Source organism: Vibrio agarilyticus (genome assembly GCF_012641465.1).
Taxonomy (GTDB): domain Bacteria; phylum Pseudomonadota; class Gammaproteobacteria; order Enterobacterales; family Vibrionaceae; genus Vibrio; species Vibrio agarilyticus.
In genome coordinates this window covers 206,489-225,729 of sequence record NZ_JABAIK010000004.1, presented here as the reverse complement: position 1 = coordinate 225,729, position 19,241 = coordinate 206,489, and the positions used below count along the sequence as shown (strand labels likewise).

General features: G+C 47.9%; 25 protein-coding genes. 11 read left to right on the top strand and 14 right to left on the bottom strand.

What is annotated here, in order from left to right:
* Window positions 1-18: 18 nt before the first annotated feature.
* The 12 genes from mgtE to HGP28_RS05740 form a co-directional block, all read right to left on the bottom strand.
* Window positions 19-1,377: a magnesium transporter gene (mgtE, locus tag HGP28_RS05795; protein WP_168835513.1), complete on the bottom strand. Its 1,359-nt coding sequence runs from the start codon at window positions 1,375-1,377 to the stop codon at window positions 19-21.
* A gap of 114 nt (window positions 1,378-1,491) precedes the next feature.
* Window positions 1,492-1,767: an HPr family phosphocarrier protein gene (locus tag HGP28_RS05790; protein WP_168835512.1), complete on the bottom strand. Its 276-nt coding sequence runs from the start codon at window positions 1,765-1,767 to the stop codon at window positions 1,492-1,494.
* A 2-nt stretch (window positions 1,768-1,769) separates the two neighbouring features.
* On the bottom strand, window positions 1,770-2,633 hold the full coding sequence (gene rapZ, locus HGP28_RS05785; RefSeq protein WP_168835511.1) for an RNase adapter RapZ: 864 nt from the start codon (window positions 2,631-2,633) through the stop codon (window positions 1,770-1,772).
* A gap of 19 nt (window positions 2,634-2,652) precedes the next feature.
* Window positions 2,653-3,099 carry a PTS IIA-like nitrogen regulatory protein PtsN gene (ptsN, locus tag HGP28_RS05780; RefSeq protein WP_168835510.1) on the bottom strand — a complete coding sequence of 149 codons (447 nt, stop codon included), beginning with the start codon at window positions 3,097-3,099 and terminating at the stop codon, window positions 2,653-2,655.
* Between the two features lie 2 nt (window positions 3,100-3,101).
* Window positions 3,102-3,389 carry a ribosome hibernation promoting factor gene (hpf, locus tag HGP28_RS05775; RefSeq protein WP_168835509.1) on the bottom strand — a complete coding sequence of 96 codons (288 nt, stop codon included), beginning with the start codon at window positions 3,387-3,389 and terminating at the stop codon, window positions 3,102-3,104.
* A gap of 23 nt (window positions 3,390-3,412) precedes the next feature.
* Window positions 3,413-4,834: an RNA polymerase factor sigma-54 gene (locus tag HGP28_RS05770; protein WP_439333839.1), complete on the bottom strand. Its 1,422-nt coding sequence runs from the start codon at window positions 4,832-4,834 to the stop codon at window positions 3,413-3,415.
* Window positions 4,835-4,926: 92 nt separating this feature from the next.
* Window positions 4,927-5,652 (bottom strand): LPS export ABC transporter ATP-binding protein, encoded by a 726-nt coding sequence (lptB, locus tag HGP28_RS05765; RefSeq protein WP_168835507.1) that lies wholly within the window; start codon window positions 5,650-5,652, stop codon window positions 4,927-4,929.
* Complete coding sequence (lptA, locus tag HGP28_RS05760) at window positions 5,652-6,149, bottom strand: lipopolysaccharide transport periplasmic protein LptA (RefSeq protein WP_168835506.1); 498 nt, start codon at window positions 6,147-6,149, stop codon at window positions 5,652-5,654. The genes lptB and lptA overlap by 1 nt, the downstream gene beginning before the upstream one ends.
* Window positions 6,130-6,693, bottom strand: coding sequence for an LPS export ABC transporter periplasmic protein LptC (gene lptC, locus HGP28_RS05755; protein ID WP_168835505.1), 564 nt, complete (start codon window positions 6,691-6,693; stop codon window positions 6,130-6,132). Before lptC ends, lptA begins: the two co-directional genes overlap by 20 nt.
* Window positions 6,690-7,247: a 3-deoxy-manno-octulosonate-8-phosphatase KdsC gene (gene kdsC, locus HGP28_RS05750; RefSeq protein WP_168835504.1), complete on the bottom strand. Its 558-nt coding sequence runs from the start codon at window positions 7,245-7,247 to the stop codon at window positions 6,690-6,692. The genes lptC and kdsC overlap by 4 nt, the downstream gene beginning before the upstream one ends.
* Window positions 7,247-8,221: an arabinose-5-phosphate isomerase KdsD gene (kdsD, locus tag HGP28_RS05745; RefSeq protein ID WP_168835503.1), complete on the bottom strand. Its 975-nt coding sequence runs from the start codon at window positions 8,219-8,221 to the stop codon at window positions 7,247-7,249. The genes kdsC and kdsD overlap by 1 nt, the downstream gene beginning before the upstream one ends.
* Window positions 8,222-8,251: 30 nt before the next feature.
* Complete coding sequence (locus tag HGP28_RS05740) at window positions 8,252-9,217, bottom strand: calcium/sodium antiporter (protein WP_168835502.1); 966 nt, start codon at window positions 9,215-9,217, stop codon at window positions 8,252-8,254.
* 408 nt (window positions 9,218-9,625) lie between these two features.
* Between HGP28_RS05740 and mlaF the strand changes: the two genes are divergently transcribed.
* From mlaF to HGP28_RS05700, 8 genes are all read left to right on the top strand, one after another.
* Window positions 9,626-10,429 carry a phospholipid ABC transporter ATP-binding protein MlaF gene (gene mlaF, locus HGP28_RS05735; protein ID WP_168835501.1) on the top strand — a complete coding sequence of 268 codons (804 nt, stop codon included), beginning with the start codon at window positions 9,626-9,628 and terminating at the stop codon, window positions 10,427-10,429.
* Between the two features lie 13 nt (window positions 10,430-10,442).
* A complete protein-coding gene (mlaE, locus tag HGP28_RS05730; RefSeq protein WP_439333838.1) occupies window positions 10,443-11,222 on the top strand; it encodes a lipid asymmetry maintenance ABC transporter permease subunit MlaE in 780 nt (259 codons plus the stop codon).
* 1 nt (window position 11,223) lies between these two features.
* Entirely contained in the window at window positions 11,224-11,712 is a 489-nt protein-coding gene (gene mlaD / locus HGP28_RS05725) for an outer membrane lipid asymmetry maintenance protein MlaD (RefSeq protein ID WP_168835500.1), read from the top strand.
* 33 nt (window positions 11,713-11,745) lie between these two features.
* Window positions 11,746-12,366 carry an ABC transporter substrate-binding protein gene (locus HGP28_RS05720; protein WP_246225596.1) on the top strand — a complete coding sequence of 207 codons (621 nt, stop codon included), beginning with the start codon at window positions 11,746-11,748 and terminating at the stop codon, window positions 12,364-12,366.
* Window positions 12,366-12,683 carry an STAS domain-containing protein gene (locus HGP28_RS05715; protein WP_168835498.1) on the top strand — a complete coding sequence of 106 codons (318 nt, stop codon included), beginning with the start codon at window positions 12,366-12,368 and terminating at the stop codon, window positions 12,681-12,683. The genes HGP28_RS05720 and HGP28_RS05715 overlap by 1 nt, the downstream gene beginning before the upstream one ends.
* 4 nt (window positions 12,684-12,687) lie before the next feature.
* On the top strand, window positions 12,688-12,942 hold the full coding sequence (ibaG, locus tag HGP28_RS05710) for a BolA family iron metabolism protein IbaG (protein WP_168835497.1): 255 nt from the start codon (window positions 12,688-12,690) through the stop codon (window positions 12,940-12,942).
* Window positions 12,943-12,951: 9 nt separating this feature from the next.
* Window positions 12,952-14,217, top strand: a complete 1,266-nt coding sequence (gene murA, locus HGP28_RS05705; protein ID WP_168835496.1) for a UDP-N-acetylglucosamine 1-carboxyvinyltransferase — start codon at window positions 12,952-12,954, stop codon at window positions 14,215-14,217.
* A gap of 202 nt (window positions 14,218-14,419) precedes the next feature.
* A complete protein-coding gene (locus HGP28_RS05700) occupies window positions 14,420-15,160 on the top strand; it encodes a 1-acylglycerol-3-phosphate O-acyltransferase (RefSeq protein ID WP_168835495.1) in 741 nt (246 codons plus the stop codon).
* A gap of 96 nt (window positions 15,161-15,256) precedes the next feature.
* Here the strand turns inward: HGP28_RS05700 and argR are convergent, their stop codons facing one another.
* Window positions 15,257-15,727, bottom strand: a complete 471-nt coding sequence (argR, locus tag HGP28_RS05695) for a transcriptional regulator ArgR (protein WP_168835494.1) — start codon at window positions 15,725-15,727, stop codon at window positions 15,257-15,259.
* A gap of 497 nt (window positions 15,728-16,224) precedes the next feature.
* Between argR and mdh the strand changes: the two genes are divergently transcribed.
* Complete coding sequence (gene mdh / locus HGP28_RS05690) at window positions 16,225-17,163, top strand: malate dehydrogenase (protein ID WP_168835493.1); 939 nt, start codon at window positions 16,225-16,227, stop codon at window positions 17,161-17,163.
* 56 nt (window positions 17,164-17,219) lie between these two features.
* Here the strand turns inward: mdh and ispB are convergent, their stop codons facing one another.
* The gene (gene ispB, locus HGP28_RS05685; RefSeq protein ID WP_168835492.1) at window positions 17,220-18,191 is read right to left on the bottom strand and encodes an octaprenyl diphosphate synthase; all 972 of its coding nucleotides are present in this window, start codon (window positions 18,189-18,191) and stop codon (window positions 17,220-17,222) included.
* 266 nt (window positions 18,192-18,457) lie between these two features.
* Between ispB and rplU the strand changes: the two genes are divergently transcribed.
* Window positions 18,458-18,769 (top strand): 50S ribosomal protein L21, encoded by a 312-nt coding sequence (gene rplU / locus HGP28_RS05680; protein ID WP_168835491.1) that lies wholly within the window; start codon window positions 18,458-18,460, stop codon window positions 18,767-18,769.
* A 20-nt stretch (window positions 18,770-18,789) separates the two neighbouring features.
* The gene (rpmA, locus tag HGP28_RS05675; protein WP_004401772.1) at window positions 18,790-19,047 is read left to right on the top strand and encodes a 50S ribosomal protein L27; all 258 of its coding nucleotides are present in this window, start codon (window positions 18,790-18,792) and stop codon (window positions 19,045-19,047) included.
* Window positions 19,048-19,241 lie beyond the last annotated feature (194 nt).

Sequence of the window (19,241 nt, the reverse complement as noted above, 5' to 3'; positions counted from 1 at the left end):
ATCGCTACCTCTTCAATATTAGCGAATCAATAAGGTTGCGAGTCCTAAGAAAACCGAGAGACCAATGACATCCGTGACCGTTGTGAGTGCCATGCCTCCGGCAAGTGCAGGGTCAATTTTCATTTTCTTTAGCATAATCGGAATCGTTACACCGGCAATTCCGGCAACCAGTAAGTTGGTTAGCATGGCGGCCGATATGATGCCACCGAGCAGCCAATTGCCTTTCCAGAGCACCACAATGCCACCAATAATGAGAGCCCAAGTGATGCCGTTTAATAGGCCGACCGCGGCTTCTTTGAGCAGTAATTCACGTTTGTTGGCATCGCCGATGTGACCAAGCGCCAAGCCACGAATGACCAAGGCGACAGTTTGGTTACCCGCCACGCCCCCCATGGACGGAACTATGGTCATTAACACGGCAATGGCGGCCATTTGCGACAGTGTCGCTTCAAATAGGTTGGAGACCGATGCGGCTGCTAGAGCCGCCAGCACGTTTGCACCAAGCCAAATACTGCGTTTGCGCGCTGATTTTACAACTGGGGCAAAGGTATCTTCGTCATCGTCCATACCCGCCATACTCATCATGGAGTGCTCAGCATCTTCACGAATGACATCAACCACGTCATCGATGGTGATACGCCCAACAAGCTGCTGATTTTCATCGATAACAGGGGCAGAAAGCCAATTGCGTCGTTCAAATAAACTGGCGACTTCATTGTCACTAGTGGTTACTAGAATCGCGTCATCCGCATCTTCCATGACTTCGCTGACTTGCACGTCTGGTTGCGTGGTCAGTAATGTGGTGAAGGGCAGTTCACCGATTAAGCGGCTTTCACTGTCGACAACGTAAATGGCATCGGTGTTGGTAGGAACTTCGCCTTTAATGCGCAAATAACGCAATACCACATCAACATCAACGTCGGCACGTATGGTGATGACGTCGGTATTCATCAAGCCGCCGGCACTGTCTTCTGGGTAAGAGAGTGCGGTTTCAACACGCAGACGGTCTTCGAGATCCATCTGCTCAAGCACTTGCTTGGAGACGCTGTCTGGCAAACTTCGCAGAACGTAGGCGACGTCATCCGTCTCCATACCCTCGGTGGCTTCGGCCAGATCTTGTGGCGCCATTTTTGAGACTAGGCTGTCCTTAACGTCTTCACTGAGTTCGTCAAGAATTTCGCCATAATCTTCAGGGTCAGTCAGTTGCCAAAGAACATCGCGGCTGCGACGTGGTGACGCTTCTAAAAGGTGAGCGATATCTTCAGGTTCCATATCCTGAAGTTGACGACGGACGTGAACAAACCGGCCATTATCAATGGCCTCGGTCACTTCTTGGAGGGTTAGGTGAGCTTGGTCAAATTCTTTTTGCTCGGCCATCGGTTCCCCCTAGCTCATAAACGGTACAATTGTCCGCATGGTAACTTAAATTGGCCATTTAATTAATAGGGTAACTTAGGGTTTGATGGCTATTTCAATAACAATTTTAGCCGCTTACTCGTTCTCATCGAATTTTGCTTCAATCAGCTGACATACCGCGTCAAGCGCGGCTTGTGCTTCTCCACCTTGTGCGTGAATGGTGATATGCTGGCCTTGCGCTGATTCCAACATCAGTAGTCCCATGACGCTGTTGGCTGTGGCGGTTTTTTCTTCCTCGTTATCGATGGTGATAACGGCATCAAAGCTTTGTGCCAATTCCACTAATTTAATCGCGGCGCGCGCGTGCAGCCCGAGGCGATTTTCGATAAGTACTTTGCGGCTCAGTTCCACATTCAATCCTTGAGCGATTTTTCTAACGATGTGTGACGAATTTGGACGGTATGCCCTTGGTTGGCAAAATAGTGTCCAATCATTTCGGTTAAATAAACCGAGCGATGTTTGCCTCCGGTACAACCAATCGCGACAGTAAGATAACTGCGATTGTTTTGCTCGAGCATCGGTAACCATTTTTCGACAAATTGCTGAATATCATGGCGCAGTTCGATAACCGAAGGGTGTGATTCTAAGAACACTTGAATGGGTTTATCAAGCCCGGTTAATGGGCGTAATGTTGGCTCCCAATGGGGATTGGGTAAAAAGCGGACGTCAAAAATGTAATCGGCATCGGCAGGCAGACCAAATTTAAAGCCAAAAGACTCAAAGACCATAACCAGCTCTTTACGCTCACGCCCTTCGACGCGCAGCCGAACCGTTTCCGCCAATTCATGCAGTGATAAAGCTGTCGTGTCTAGCACGATATCGGCGTGCGCTTTTAACGGGCGCAGCCGATCTTTTTCCAATTCGATCGCTTGGGCGAGGGATAAGTTAGTGTCGCCAAGAGACAGAGGGTGAATACGACGGGTTTCGCTGTAGCGTTTGAGCAAGGTATCGATCTGCGCATCGAGAAAGAGCACGCGCACATCGAAACTGCTTTTGAGTTCGTTGAGCTTTTCGGCTAATTCTGACAAGCTTTTGGGGATATTACGAATATCGATACTGACCGCTACATGCTGCTGCTGTTGGCGCACCGATTCGACAAATCCCTCAAGGAGTGATACTGGCAGGTTATCGACACAGTAGTACCCTAAATCTTCCAGTACACGAAGCGCAACGCTTTTCCCCGCACCGGAATAACCACTGACTACAATCAGTCTCATCGAAATGAAATCCTTGTCGTTATTGACTCACCATGATGTCGTAAAGCTCCTCATCGCTTTGGGCATTGCGCAATTGTTTGAGCACTTGCTTATCGTTGAGTCGTTCTGCCATGCAAGAGAGCGTTTTTAAATGCTCCTTACACTGTGATTCAGGGACAAGCAGGGCAAAGAGTAGGTCAACGGGGCGATTATCAATGGCGTCGAATTCAATTCCCGACTCGCATTGCAGTAGGACAGCGATAGCATGATCGCTTGAAGACATACGCGCATGGGGAATGGCTATTCCATTTCCAATACCCGTACTGCCCATTTTTTCGCGGCTCAACATACATTCAAACAGTTCTGTTGAGTCTTGGCCTGTGTGTTCAGCAACTAATTTGCTGATGATTTCAAGGGCACGTTTTTTACTTGTGCACTGAACCGCACTCTTGGTGCAGTCCAGTGACAGTACATTACTAAGTTGCATGATTAATGACTGTTTAGTTTTTCTTTGTGTTTAGTGAGTTGACGAGCCAATTTGTCGCTTAATGCGTCAATGGCTGCGTACATTTGCTCATCATCGGCAGAGGCAAAGATCTCACCCTGATTAACGTGGAGCGTCGCCTCCGCGATTTGGCGCAGTTTATCAACTTTCAATATCACATGCACGGTGTTGATGTGGTCAAAAAAGCGCTCAAGCTTGTTGATTTTTGCGTGAACATAGTCTTGCAGCGAATCGGTCAGTTCGATGTGGTTGCCTTGGATGGTGACTTGCATAGACTTTCCTTTGCTGTTGGGGCCTAAAGTAGGCGTTTACGCTGACTGGACGGGGCAATGCCCAGAGATTCGCGATATTTGGCGATAGTTCGCCGCGCGACTTGGATCCCCTGATCAGCAAGAAGTGCAGCAATTTTGCTATCACTCAATGGTTTCACGGTGTTTTCTGCCGCGACCAATTTTTTGATCAAAGCGCGAATTGCTGTCGATGAGCACTCTCCACCATTGTCGGTACTGACATGGCTGGAGAAGAAGTATTTGAGTTCAAAAATTCCTCGTGGGGTGTGCATAAATTTTTGCGTGGTGACACGCGAAATGGTGGATTCATGCATATCTACGGCTAAGGCGACGTTATTGAGTACCATGGGCTTCATTGCTTCTTCGCCGTACTCAAAAAAGTCATGCTGATGCTCAACAATGCACCGAGCAACTTTAAGCAAAGTGTCATTGCGACTTTCTAAGCTTTTGATTAACCATTTCGCCTCTTGCAAATTACTGCGAATATACTGGCTGTCGGGATTGTTCCCTTTTGCTAAGCTGGCGTACTGTTGATTAACGGTTAACTTCGGAACGCTGTCCGGGTTAATTGAGACTTGCCAAGTGCCATGCTGCTTGAAGACAGATACATCAGGCACCACGTACTGTGGCTCTTCTGCGCTGACACGGCTACCTGGTCTTGGATCGAGTTGCTGGATAAGCTTTAGGCAGTCACGCAATTCGTTCTCTTTTAATCGCGTTTCTTTGAGAATAAGTTTGTAATCGCGATTGCCGAGTTGCTCAATGTGATCGCGTAAAATCATACGCGCTTCACTAAGCCAAGGCGTGTCTTCGGCAAAGGTGTTGAGCTGTAACAGTAAACACTCTTGCAGATTGTGCGAGGCGACGCCAAGAGGGTCAAATTGCTGAATGCGCTTGCGCACCGCTTCCACCTCATCCAGCTCGACATCTGGCAGGCGAACACTATCGAGCAGCTCCTCGCAAGACTGAGTGAGATAACCGTAATCATCGATAGCGTCGATAATTGCAAGGGCGATGGTGCGGTCGGTGTCGCTAAACGGGGTTAAATCGAGCTGCCAAAGTAGGTAGTCATGCAGTGTCTCGGTGGTTTCACCTTGATACACCGGCATGTCGTCATCAAGGCTGATGCCAGTATTGCCGGTATTAGCGCTGTAAACGTCGTCCCAAGTGGTGTCCATTTCCAGCTCATCGCTGATCTGCGATTGTTCAATTGCATCAGAACTGTCGACGACCTCAGACTCACGTTCCTGCTCTTTTGGCTCGGCGTCCTGGTTCTCAGATTCTGATTCGTTGGTTTCACTGCTGTTGTCAGCGGCTTCATCAACTTCAAGCAATGGGTTGGAGTCTAGCGCTTCCTGGATTTCTTGTTGTAAATCCAATGTCGACAGTTGCAGTAAGCGAATCGCTTGTTGCAACTGAGGGGTCATGGCTAACTGTTGCCCAAGTTTGAGCTGAAGTGACGGTTTCATTCAGATTGTCTTACCTTGTTATACCTAGCATCTGGTCGACATCGATTTAATCATAGTCGGAATTGTTCGCCGAGATAAACTTGTTTTACGTGCTCATTGTTGAGAACTTGCTCCGGGGTTCCCTCGGCAATTAAACGGCCTTGGCTGACTATATACGCCTTTTCACACACATCCAACGTTTCACGAACATTATGATCGGTAATTAAGACGCCAAGCCCACGATCACGCAGGTGAACAATGATTTTTTTGATGTCGATGACCGAAATAGGGTCAACGCCCGCAAAGGGTTCATCGAGCAGAATGAATTTGGGGTTGGCCGCTAATGCTCGAGCGATTTCCACTCGGCGTCGTTCACCACCGGAGAGCGCCATACCAGCACTATGACGAATGTGCTGAATGTGAAATTCTTCAAGCAGATCTTCTAGCTTGTCTTGGCGTTCTTCGTGGGTCAGTTCTTGGCGAGTTTGCAGCACCGCCATAATGTTATCTTCGACTGACAGTTTGCGAAAAATGGAGGCTTCTTGTGGTAAATAGCCGATCCCTAACCGTGAGCGACTGTGCATCGGCAAAATACTGATGTCGTTGTCATCAATTGAAATAGTACCTGCATCGCGAGGAACAAGGCCGACAATCATATAAAATGAGGTGGTTTTTCCTGCACCATTTGGACCAAGCAAGCCGACGATTTGACCGGACTCCACTTGCAGACTCACATCGGTAACCACTTTTCGTTTTTTATAGCTTTTGGCCAAGTTGGCCGCTTTCAACACCGCCATTACTGATTCTCAAGCTGGTTAGGTTGCAAGATGGTGGTGACGCGCTCATTTTGAGATCCATCAGCGATCAGTTTTTGCTGCTCAATTTGATAGCGTATCATAGAGCCCTTGATCACATTGCCCTCTTGAGCCAGTTGTGCATTACCGCGCATCGTCAACTCATCGGTAACAATTTGATACTCAAGCGTATCCGCTTGCGCCGAGAGGGTTTTACCGTCGTCAAGCAACTGTGAAAAATGGGTTGGCTTGCCAAAAGCCTCAATTTTTTCTATTGCTTCGCCTTGAGCGCTGCGCGTGACAACAATGCGATCGGCGCTGATGTCGATGCTGCCCTGTTTTAAGGATACATCGCCAGCAAAGATCACTTGGTTGCTTTTCATATCTAACTGCTGTGAGTCAGAATTGATGTAGATAGGCTGCTCTGTATCAGACTTCAATGCCAGCGCTGACGGCGCTGCGAGCACCAAGGCTAATAAACTAAGGTGTATCGACTTCATATCTACCTTGTACATTATCATAGAGAGTCGCGTGATTTGCTCTGAGGTTGCCCTTCATCGCTTGCGCGCGGGTTTCAAATAATGGACCAATCAGCATCACTGGTTGGTCTGCATGAAAATCTCGAGTCGTAAGATCAATAACCAATACCTCGGTTACCATAGTGGTAAACCCTGCATCTGGCAGCAGATTTTGCATTTGCACATTATCGTACAGGGTTAATTGCTGCGCGTCATCGAGAACGGCGCGTTTTGCCGACACACGCCACTCCTCTGTGGCGCCATCATGAAATATAGACAGCGTTGGTTGCTGAAATTCAGTATCGCCGCTGCTGGCATAATGGGCCAAATTTTGCGCGGTAATTTGATAATTTCGAACACCCATTGAGTCATAGCTCGTGTTGCGTAATTGCTCACCAGAAAAAATCGGCAGCTCTTGGCTGGGCGATGCTGAGAGCGGTGCATCTGGCTCATCGAGGTAAAGGTAATACGCAAGCCCTAAAACCAATAACAGCAGTGCAAGCGTTGTCAGACGCTCGCCGCTCATATGCTAAGCCCTTGATGGGCTTCAAGCTCACCTCGCGCTTGTAAAATGAGATCGCACACTTCGCGAACGGCGCCGTGACCGCCTTTGATCTGCGTAACATAATTGGCTTTTTGCCGTAGCAACGGATGCCCATCGGCCACACACACCTTTAGGCCAACTTGTGCCATAACCGGCCAATCAATCAAATCATCACCAATATAACCAACGTGCTGGGGGGCAATATTAAGGCGCTGGCAAATATCTTGATAAGCGACCATTTTATTGTCTTGGCCCTGATAAATCAGAGAAATACCAAGTGCCTTCATACGATTCTCAACAATATTTGATTGACGTCCAGTAATGATAGCCAACTCAACACCGGCTTTCATCAGTGCTTTGACGCCATAGCCATCTCGCGTATGAAAGGTTTTTAGCTCTTCCCCTTGATTGCCCATATAAATGAGCCCATCGGAAAAGACGCCGTCAACATCACAGATGAGCAGTTGGATCTCTTTGGCGATCGCCACGATATCAGATTCGACAGGGCCATACAGTGTATCGACTAAGATTGTCATTACATTACCCCCGCGCGCAATAAATCGTGCATGTTGAGCGCGCCGATAAGGCGCCCGTCAACGCAGAGCATCAAGCCATTAATTTTTTTCTCTTCCATCAGGTTTAGGCCTTCAACCGCAAGCATATCAGGGTGGGCAACTGTTGGATTTGGCGTCATGACGTCGCCAATCGTGGTGTGATGAATATCAATGCGCCCATCAAGCAGGCGGCGTAAATCGCCATCGGTAAAAATGCCAAGTAATTGCTCGTTGTCATCGACGATAGCGGTCATACCAAGCCCTTTTTGCGTAATTTCAAAAAGCGCATCTTTGATCAATGCGCTTGGTGCGACTTTAGGCAGTTTGACCCCGGTGTGCATGATATCGCTCAGCTTAAGCAGCAATTTACGGCCTAGGGCGCCGCCCGGATGGGAGAGCGCAAAATCTTCGGCGGTAAATCCGCGAGATTGCATCAAGGCGACTGCAAGCGCATCCCCCATGACAAGCGCAGCTGTGGTGCTGCTGGTGGGCGCCAAACCGAGCGGACAGGCTTCTTTTGGCACGCTGACTTGCAAATGAATGTCAGCCAAAGTTGCCATGGATGATGTCGGTTTTCCCGTCATACTAATGATGCGAATTTTCTGTCTTTTTAATACAGGAAAAAGCGCCAAAATCTCACTGGCTTCGCCAGAGTTTGAAATTGCGATGACGACGTCATTGGGTTCGACCATGCCCAAATCGCCATGAGCGGCTTCACCTGGGTGGACAAAAAAAGCTGATGTGCCTGTACTGGCAAGAGTTGCGGCGATCTTATTACCAATATGGCCGGATTTTCCAACCCCCATTACCGCGACTTTACCTTTATTATGCAAAATGAGCTCACAAGCGGCGGCAAACTGCGCATCGATATATTGGCTGAGTTGCTGCAAGCCTTCAATTTCGGTCTGCAGCACGGCTTTACCAGCCGCACAATAATCAAAAGAAGAGTCGAACATCAATAATACTCCTGCGAATACGGTGGCGCGTTATGCTGCCATATTCATCAATAGATATGCGATATAGCCAATAAAACAGAGCACCAAAATCCCCCCTTCAAGGCGAGAGATGCGACGTGACTTGCCCAGCGCCATAAACGCGAGCAGCAGAGATACTGCTAACATGACCCAAAAGTCACGCTCCATTACCAGTGGGCTTAACGCCGACGGGTTGATGATCGCAGGCAATCCCATAACGGCCAAAATATTGAAGACGTTAGAGCCAATAACGTTGCCTACCGCCATATCATCTTCACCTTTAAGTACGCCAGCCAGTGATGCGGCTAATTCTGGTAAGCTGGTTCCAACAGCAATGATGGTTAGGCCGATAACCAGATCGCTCATACCGAGCGCTCGCGCAATGATCACCGCATTATCAACCAGCAGGCTTGCCGCGATAGGTAAAAAAATCAAACCCACAACGACCCAAAATGCCGCTTTGCCATTGCTAACACCTTGAGGGATTTCGGCCTCATGCTCTTCCAGTAATGGATCGCCGTTTGGTTGTTCACTGCGGCTCACTTTGAGCATGATGATCAAAAATGCAGCAAAAAATAGTAGTAGCAACACGCCTTCATAGAAACCGAGGAAGTTGTTCCACAGCAGCAAACCAGATAATACCGTTACGGCAAGCATCAGCGGCAATTCTCGACGCACCACGGCAGAGCTAATCGCAAGAGGTTTTACGAGTGCCGTTACGCCGAGAATAAAGGCAATGTTGGCGATATTAGAACCAATGACATTCCCAACGGCGGTGTCAGTATTGCCATCCAATGCCGCGGTGGCTGAAACCATCATTTCGGGAGCCGAAGAGCCCATAGCCAAAATGGTCATACCTATAACTAAGGGGGAAATTCCCATATTGCGCGCAAGAGCGGCCGATCCAAAGACCAATTTATCTGCACTCCAGACCAACAATATAAGACCAACAATGAGCAGCGAAGTGGCGACGAGCATGAGCGTTCCTGAAAATGTCAATGAGCGTGAGAAGATAGCGGCGAGAACGCCAGTTAACTGCCAATTGTGACGTGTTGATCTCAAAAAGGGAAGACGGCACCTTAACAAATTGCAACTTAGTCAACACACTGCGTCAATTTGAGCCACTGCGTTCGATAACCGCAGAAAAGAGTCGGTAAGGGAACTCTTTGATGAAATGAGAGTCTATCGAGCGCGAGTGTGGGGCCGTAAGCAAGGATAGTGTCCCGATGAACTGGATTGATTTAATACTTTTTTATTGATTATTCAATGACACGGTAGGAAACATTTTAATTGAACAGTGCTTTTAATTTGAGATTGAACTGCTTATGATTGCGTACAATATCGCCGAAACCTTAAGACAATGGCGACCGAGTTGATAGAGACACTATGCCCAATCATGATCTGGTTACGATAAACCATCTCACATTTTCTCGCGGTAATCGCGTGATATTTGATGATATCAATCTGCGCGTACCCAAAGGTAAAATTACCGCCATTATGGGGCCGTCTGGCATTGGTAAAACCACACTACTGCGACTTATTGGTGGCCAGTTACTGCCAGAGCATGGGGACATTTGGTTTGATGGCGACAACATTCCTCAATTGTCTCGGCGTAAGCTTTATGACGCTCGCCAAAAAATGAGCATGCTGTTTCAATCTGGGGCGTTATTCACTGATTTATCTGTCTTTGACAATGTCGCCTTTCCACTGCGTGAGCATACTGAACTCCCCGAATCCTTAATTCATACTCTGGTGTTATTAAAGTTGGAAGCGGTCGGCTTACGAGGCGCAGCCAACCTGATGCCGAGTGAACTGTCTGGCGGTATGGCAAGGCGTGCCGCTTTGGCTCGAGCAATTGCACTGGATCCTGAACTCATCATGTACGATGAACCTTTTGTCGGACAAGACCCCATTACTATGGGTGTGCTGGTGGAGCTTATTGGCAATTTGAACCGAGCTCTTGGGATTACGTCGATTGTGGTATCGCATGATGTTCCTGAGGTGATGAGTATTGCCGATTGGGCTTACATTCTGGCGGATGGCAAAATCATTGCTCAAGGCACGCCGGAAGAACTGCGTTTGAGTCAAGAACCTCGAGTCGTGCAATTTCTACAAGGAAATGCCGATGGTCCTGTGCCGTTTCGTTTTCCTGCTGAGCCGATAGACAAGGATCTGTTTTGTGAAAAATAGCGTGAAGAATCGAGTGACGAACGGATTGGTCTTTTTTGGCCATCGTACGTTAGCAAAATGCCGCTCAGTCGGGCGCGCCAGCTTAATGCTGTTGGGCGCGTTGGCGTGTTTGCCACGTCCGAAAAAAAGTGTCCCTCTATTGATCCAGCAGTTATATAACGTCGGCGTCCAGTCGCTCGCAATTATTGTGGTATCGGGCCTGTTCATTGGTATGGTGCTGAGTTTGCAAGGGTATGTGATTTTGGTTGATTATGGCGCCGAAGGGAGCCTAGGCCAAATGGTCGCGTTATCGTTGCTTCGAGAGTTGGGGCCTGTGGTCACCGCGCTTTTGTTTGCTGGGCGAGCGGGCTCGGCTTTAACTGCTGAAATCGGTTTAATGAAAGCCACTGAGCAGTTATCAAGTCTTGAAATGATGGCCGTTGACCCATTAAAGCGTGTGATCGCACCGCGCCTATGGGCGGGGCTTATCTCAATGCCACTGTTAGCCATGATTTTTATGGCCGTCGGCATTTGGGGCGGCCAGTTAGTGGGGGTTGATTGGAAGGGGATCGACCACGGCAGTTTTTGGGCAGCCATGCAGTCGTCGGTTGAGCTGGGTCGTGATATCGGCAATAGCGCGATTAAGTGTATCGTTTTTGCGATCACGGTGACTTGGATAGCGTTATTTAACGGTTATGACGCGGTTCCGACTTCTGAGGGTATCAGTCGTGCGACGACTCGCACAGTCGTACATTCTTCTTTGGCGGTTTTAGGATTAGACTTTGTCCTGACCGCGCTTATGTTTGGAAATTAAGATGCAACAAACACGTAAAATCGAGCTGTGGGTTGGTACGTTTGTCCTCGCCGGAATTTGCGCCATTTTAGTGATGATTTTTCAAGTCGCTGACGTAAAGAGTTTTGGTTCCAGCGATACTTACACTTTACACGCGGAATTTGACAACATCGGTAGCCTAAAAGTGCGTTCGCCAGTAAAGGTGGGTGGTGTGGTCGTTGGACGTGTGACGGCGATTGAGCTTGATAAGCAGAGTCTGTTGCCGACGGTAACAATGGCCATCAGCAGTCAGTACGATCAGTTTCCGGAAACATCAAGTCTGGAGATTTTGACCTCTGGCCTGATCGGTGAGCAATACATTGGACTGGTGCCGGGGTTTGTCTTTGATGATGAACAGATGTTGGTCAATGGTGATCGCATTGAAGATACAAAGTCCGCTTTAGTTCTAGAAGATTTGATAGGTCAGGTGCTCTACAGCGTAGGCAACTCTGAATCATCAAATGAGGAGTAAGTTATGTTAAAGCGTCTCGTTTCTCTGTTTCGTATGCTGTGTGTCAGCAGTTTGTTTTTGGCCAGTACCAGTTTTGCCGCAACGGTGGATAAAACCAACCCTGAAGTGATGATGAAACAAGTTGCGCAGCAGACGTTTGCGCGTCTTAAAGCCGATCAAGCCCAAATTCGGCAAAATCCCAATTTGCTGAAAACGATTGTTGAGCAAGAGCTCATGCCGTATGTCAATTACAAATACGCGGCTCTGAAAGTGCTGGGCACTAATTTAAAAGGGGCGGATCGCTCCGAAGTGGGCACCTTTATTAACGCCTTCCGTGATTATCTTATTAGCGCTTACGCCCAAGTGCTGACCCAATACACTGATCAGCAAGTCGAGTTTGCCCCAATGGCAAAATTAGACCCAAACAAACGGATCACCAGTGTCAAAGTGACCATCATCGATGCGCCACGCCCCAATATTTCTTTAGAATTTAAGCTGCGTAAAGAAAAGAATGGCGATTGGCTGGCTTTTGATATGGTGGCGGAGGGCATCAGTTTGCTTTCTAGTAAGCAGTCAGAGTGGAATGGTGAGATTCGTCAAAAAGGAATTTTAGCTGTTGCGAAGACGCTTGAACAACAAGCGGCGCAGCCGATCAAATTTGAGAGTAAAGACTAATGAGTCAAACGCAGTGGCACGTCGATGGCAATGGCGACCTTTCCCTTGCTGGCGCGCTCGACCGCCACAGTGTCGCCACTTTGTGGCCAAAATTGCAGGCTTGGGTGTGCCGAACCAATGATGCAAATTGTGATCTTGGTGGAATTGAAAGGGTCGATTCTGCGGGAATGGCGTTTTTGATCCACTTAATTGAGCATGCAAAAAGACAAAACTGTCATATAATGCTGCGTTTTGTACCGACGCAACTGGGTACGTTATTCCAGCTGAGTAATGTCGAGTCGTTGGTCGCCGACCACATACAGAATTATCAGAGGTAAGATTGTGGATAGTGCCAAAGTACAACAACTCCTTGAGCAAGCGTTGAACTTAGAAGAAGTTCATGTGAAAGGTGAAGGTAGCCATTACGAAGTCGTGGCTGTTGATGCCTGTTTCGATGGCATGAGCCGCGTTAAAAAACAACAACTGATTTACGGCCCTCTTATGGAATACATTCAACGTAATGATATTCATGCGCTGTCAATCAAAGCGCTGACGCCAGCGGAATGGGCACGTGATAAGAAACTGATGTCGTTGTAAGGTTGAATGATGGAAAAGTTTCGAGTCATTGGGTCTGAGACACCACTGAGTGGTGAAGTGACCATTTCTGGGGCCAAAAATGCCGCCCTGCCGATTTTATTTGCTTCAATCTTGGCAGAAGCGCCAGTTGAAGTCGCCAATGTTCCGCATCTGCGTGATATTGACACCACGATGGAATTACTGAAACGCCTCGGTGCGCAGGTGCACCGCAACGGTTCGGTTCATGTGGATCCGAGTACAATTAATGAGTTCTGCGCTCCATACGATTTAGTTAAAACCATGCGCGCGTCTATTTGGGCGTTAGGGCCTTTGGTGGCGCGTTTTGGCCAAGGGCAAGTGTCGTTACCCGGTGGCTGTGCGATTGGTGCGCGTCCGGTTGATTTGCACATTACTGGCCTTGAGCAGCTGGGGGCAAAAATCACCCTTGAAGATGGCTATGTGAAAGCGGAAGTCGAGGGTCGATTGCAAGGCGCGCACATTGTCATGGACAAAGTCAGTGTCGGCGCCACGATCACCGTGATGTGTGCCGCGACGTTAGCGCAAGGCACCACAGTGTTGGACAATGCGGCGCGCGAGCCAGAAATTATGGATACCGCGGCGTTTCTTAATACGCTTGGGGCTAAAATTTCCGGTGCAGGCACCGATACGATCACCATTGAAGGGGTCGAACGCCTTGGTGGTGGTCGTCATAGCGTGGTTGCCGATCGTATTGAGACGGGCACGTTTTTGGTTGCGGCAGCGGTCTCTGGCGGAAAAGTGGTGTGTCGAAACACCAATGCTCACCTGATGGAAGCTGTGTTAGCCAAATTGGAAGAGGCCGGAGCGCTTGTCAACTCTGGTGACGATTGGATTTCACTAGATATGACGGGGCGTGAGTTGAAAGCGGTCAGTATTCGTACTGCGCCACACCCTGGTTTTCCGACCGACATGCAGGCGCAATTTACTTTGCTTAACATGATGGCGAAAGGTGGTGGTGTGATCACGGAGACCATCTTTGAAAACCGATTTATGCACGTTCCTGAATTGATGCGTATGGGAGCCAAAGCGGAAATCGAAGGTAATACGGTGATTTGTGGTGATGTCGATACGTTAAGCGGCGCGCAGGTGATGGCAACGGATCTACGAGCTTCGGCAAGTCTTGTCATTGCTGGCTGTATTGCCAAAGGCGAAACCATTGTTGATCGTATTTACCACATTGACCGTGGTTATGAACGTATTGAGAACAAACTGGCGGCGTTAGGCGCCAATATTGAACGTTTTCGCGACGAAAATTAATCGCTTTAATTAAGAGCATTGTTCAAGATATGCCTGTTCGTTTGAACGTCGGTGTTATGGTGGCAAGTTTGATTCTTTTTATTGCATCGTTTTGCTTTGCAATAAAAAGAGATCCCCCAATCACTTGGCGTTGCGTTAGGGCATATTACGCTCGTTTTTTGTTACTTTACTACCTTTGGCCTAAGTGCCACTTGGAGTCTAAATGATTGCCCTGCTGCGTTTGGTGGCGGTAGCACTGTTTGCTATCTTCATGTTTGTCTTTGGCTGTGGTTACTGCTTGCTAAGCCCACGCAATCCCAAACACGTGTTCACCTTTGGACGTCAATTTGCCAAAATGGCGCGCGTTTTTGGTATCAAACTTGAATTTCGTTTACCACCGGATGCGTATCATCGTGGTCAGCATATTTACATCGCCAATCACCAAAATAACTGGGATCTTTTTACTGTCTCAGGCGCAGTAACGCCGAAGGTGGTTACGGTTGGGAAAAAGAGTCTTGCCTGGCTGCCTTTGTTTGGTCAGCTCTATTGGTTATCTGGAAATATTTTGATTGATCGTGCCAATAAGGCCAAAGCGAAAGGCACGATTGACCAAGTGGTGGCAAGCATTAAGCAAAGCGATGTTTCGGTATGGATGTTTCCAGAAGGAACGCGTTCACGAGGTCGAGGCCTATTGCCGTTTAAAACCGGTGCGTTTCATGCCGCGATTGGCGCTCAAGTCCCCATTATTCCAATTGTGTGCAGTTCAACCGGTAATATTAAGTTAAATCGTTGGAATAACGGCCATGTTATCGTCGAGATGTTGCCTCCTGTGAGCATTGATGGTTATGGCAAAGAGGATGTGCGCAAACTCGCAACTCAATGTCGCGATCTCATGGAACAAAAGTTGATGGCACTAGACAACGAGGTAGCTCAACGTAATGAGGCGGAAGGCGTTCGAGTTTAATTATCGCGTCAAATAGCGGCTTTCTCGAAAAAATAATGACCACCTTTTGAGTGGTCATTATTTTTAGTACTACAGTAAACTCGGCGGGTATCGAGGTTAGCCTTTGTATTCGAACAGTAGACAAACGGAGTCAAATAGCTCTTTACTTGAAACCGCTAGCGTAGGCGTTATAAAAATCGTGTCGTCACCAGCCACAACCCCTAAGATCCCCTCAGACTTACCGAGTGAGTCGAGTAAGCGAGCGATAAGTTGCGCCGCGCCTGGGCCGGTATGAATTACGACGAGCGCATTGTTATGGTCGATATCAAGCACCAATTCACGCAATGAGCTACTGACGGTGGGAACGCCAAGCTCTGCCGGAAGGCAGTACACCATCTCCATTTTGGCGTTACGCGTACGTACCGCGCCAAATTTGGTCAGCATACGTGAGACTTTGGATTGGTTAATGCTGTCAAAGCCTTCTGATTTGAGGGCGTCAACGATTTCACCTTGAGAGCCAAAGCGCTCTTCTTTCAGTAATGCTTTGAAGGCACGTACCAGGTTGTCTTGTTTTTCTGAACTACGCATAGGGCGTGATTTCTCTTATTTCATCATATGGAAATGATATGCCTGTCCGACTTGAAGTTTGAGCGGTGCTGGCTTGCATTCACAAAACCCATCACATCGTTTATCTATGTTCACGAAGTGCTCAGAGGCTTTGCTCGTTGGTCGCCCACCTGCATCTTCAAGTTGTTTGAGTATAGTTTCGCATAGATATGCAATATGCGCCAAATGATGATGATGTTCTGTCGAAAAGATCACTTTGGTGGGCAAATATTAATCAAAAATTGTTGCATAGATGTCCATTTATTTAGTGCGGAGATGAATGGATACGCTTGTGGCATAATCACCCTATGAATCAATAAGTTTGATGTAGCACGCAGATTTTGACTTGCGCAAGGTCGCAAAGCTGACGTTGCCTGATTGTAATCAGGATGTAAGTTCGATAGTTTTTCTTATTAGAACGTTTTAAAAACGGGTACCTACCACGATTAGAAGAGATTAACTCTCAAAAGGAGAATGACATGAAAGTTGCTGTTATCGGTGCCGCAGGTGGCATTGGTCAGGCACTGGCCCTGTTATTGAAAAACCGCCTTCCAGCGGGTTCAGATTTAGCCCTTTACGATATTGCTCCAGTGACCCCCGGGGTTGCCGCGGATCTTAGCCATATTCCAACGCCGGTGCGGATCAAAGGTTATGCCGGAGAAGATCCCACTCCAGCGCTCGAGGGGGCCGATGTGGTACTCATTTCTGCCGGTGTCGCGCGTAAACCTGGCATGGATCGCTCGGATCTGTTTAACGTCAATGCGGGCATTGTTAAGTCATTGGCCGAAAAAATCGCGGTAGTCTGCCCAACGGCGTGTATTGGCATTATCACTAACCCAGTCAATACCACCGTACCTATCGCGGCAGAAGTTCTCAAAAAAGCGGGTGTGTATGACAAGCGTAAGTTGTTTGGCATAACGACTCTGGATGTGATCCGTTCCGAAACCTTTGTCGCAGAACTTAAAGACAAAGATCCTGGTGAAGTTCGAGTGCCTGTGATTGGTGGTCACTCTGGCGTTACTATTTTACCGCTATTGTCACAAGTTGATGGCGTGACATTCAGCGACGAAGAAGTTGCAGCATTAACGACTCGAATTCAAAACGCAGGAACCGAAGTGGTTGAAGCTAAAGCGGGTGGCGGCTCTGCGACCTTGTCTATGGGACAAGCTGCGTGCCGTTTTGGCCTCGCGTTGGTTAAAGCCTTGCAAGGTGATGAAAGCGTGATCGAATATGCCTATGTTGAAGGCGCTGGCGAGCACGCGCCTTTCTTTGCGCAACCAGTAAAATTGGGCAAAGAGGGTATCGAAGCGGTATTGCCTTACGGTGAATTGAGTGAATATGAAAAGGCAGCGCTGGATGGCATGCTGGAAACACTTAATAAAGACATCGACATTGGCGTTGAATTTGCTGCCAAGTGATGATTTCGCATTCGAGTGAAAAAATAGCCGATCTCAAGATCGGCTATTTTTTTATCTTATTTTGAGCGGTGTACGGCCATGTGAGCGAGTGTGATCAACGCTTCTTTGTATGGCGAGTCGGGAAGCACGGCGAGCTCTGCAATCGCTTTATCGGCTTCATATTGTGCGCGCGTGGTAGTGTAAGTCAGCGCATCCGTTTCAGCCATAACTGCCAGAATATCATCAAGCTTTTCAAGGCCATTGGCCTGTTCAATCGCTTGACGAATCATGGCCGCATTTTCGTCATTCGTATGCCGCATGGCGTACAGCAGTGGCAGAGTTGGCTTTCCTTCGGCGAGATCATCACCAACGTTTTTACCCATTTCTTTGCCATCGGCGGTGTAATCCATCACATCGTCAATCAATTGGAATGCCGTACCTAAATATTTGCCATAGTTTTGTAGTGCGAGTTCTACATCACTATTGGCTCCGGCTAAAATGGCACCGACTTGAGTTGCTGCCTCAAACAGGCGCGCCGTTTTCGAGTAGATCACCGCCATATAACTGGCTTCAGTGGTATCGGGATCATTGCAATTGATCAATTGCTGAACCTCACCCTCGGCAATCACATTGACCGCTTCGCTCATTAATTTCAGAATCTTCATTGAGCCAAGCTCTGTCATCATCTGAAACGAGCGAGTGTAAATATAATCTCCGACTAACACGCTGGCTGCGTTACCAAAAGTGGCATTCGCGGTTGCTTTTCCACGGCGCATATCGGACTCATCGACCACATCGTCGTGAAGTAGCGTTGCCGTGTGAATAAATTCAATAAAAGCCGCAGCCATGGTGTGCTGTTCACCTTGGTAGCCGAGTGCGCGTGCCGACAAGATCGCAAGTAGCGGGCGGATCCGCTTGCCACCACTGCTGATGATATAAAAACCAAGTTGGTTAATTAATGACACCTCAGAGTTGAGCTGTGCCTGTATCGTTTCATTCACTTTTGCCATGTCGTCGGCAGTAAGCGCTTGGATAGTTTTAAAATCCATTGTGTATCCGGCTGAAGTTAGACCCTGCAAGGCTTATTCGATTCGCATAATTGTCGAATAATACACTAAAAAACGTTGATAAATACATGGCTTAAGGGCATGATTGCGGCACTTTTCTTTGGCGATTAGCTTTTCGCCAATTTTTTCAAAATATGGCTTGTCATAGGGGCATCCTTTCTGTAGAATCTGCGCCCTATTGATGATTAGTTTAGCGCACACCCTAGCTCAATTTGTATGCAGGCTGTGCGGAAAAAGCGGAGTAAAATATGTACGCTGTTTTCCAATCTGGTGGTAAACAACACCGTGTAAGCGAAGGTCAAACTCTTCGTTTAGAGAAATTAGACGTTGAAACTGGCGCAACTATCGAGTTCGATACCGTACTTCTAGTTGCTAACGGTGACGACATTAAAGTTGGTGCTCCTCTAGTAGAGGGCGGCAAAGTTGTAGCTGAAGTTGTACAACACGGTCGTGGCGATAAAGTAAAAATCGTTAAATTCCGTCGTCGTAAGCACTCTCGTAAGCAACAAGGTCACCGTCAGTGGTTCACGGAAGTGAAAATCACTGGTATCAACGCGTAATCGATTAGGAGAGTTTAACAATGGCACACAAAAAAGCTGGTGGTTCTACTCGTAACGGCCGCGATTCAGAAAGCAAACGTCTTGGTGTTAAGCGTTTCGGTGGTGAATCTGTTCTTGCAGGTAACATCATCGTTCGTCAACGTGGTACTAAATTCCACGCTGGTAACAACGTAGGCCTAGGTAAAGACCACACTCTATTCGCTCTAACTGACGGTAAAGTTAAGTTTGAAGTGAAAGGTCCTAAAAACCGTAAATTCGTAAGCATCGAAGCTGAGTAATTCTCACTTTACGCTTAGAACTGGTTTCTAGCTGAATTTAAAAGCCCTGCCTACTCGGCGGGGTTTTTTATTATTAATTGTCTTGTGGCTCCAACGGGATGGGGTGCATTCGAGCAGTCGATAGAGGCGAGTATCTACTCGTGTTTCGAGCGAACAGTGGTCTGGGAGTTCGCCTCTGTCATCTGCTAAAATGT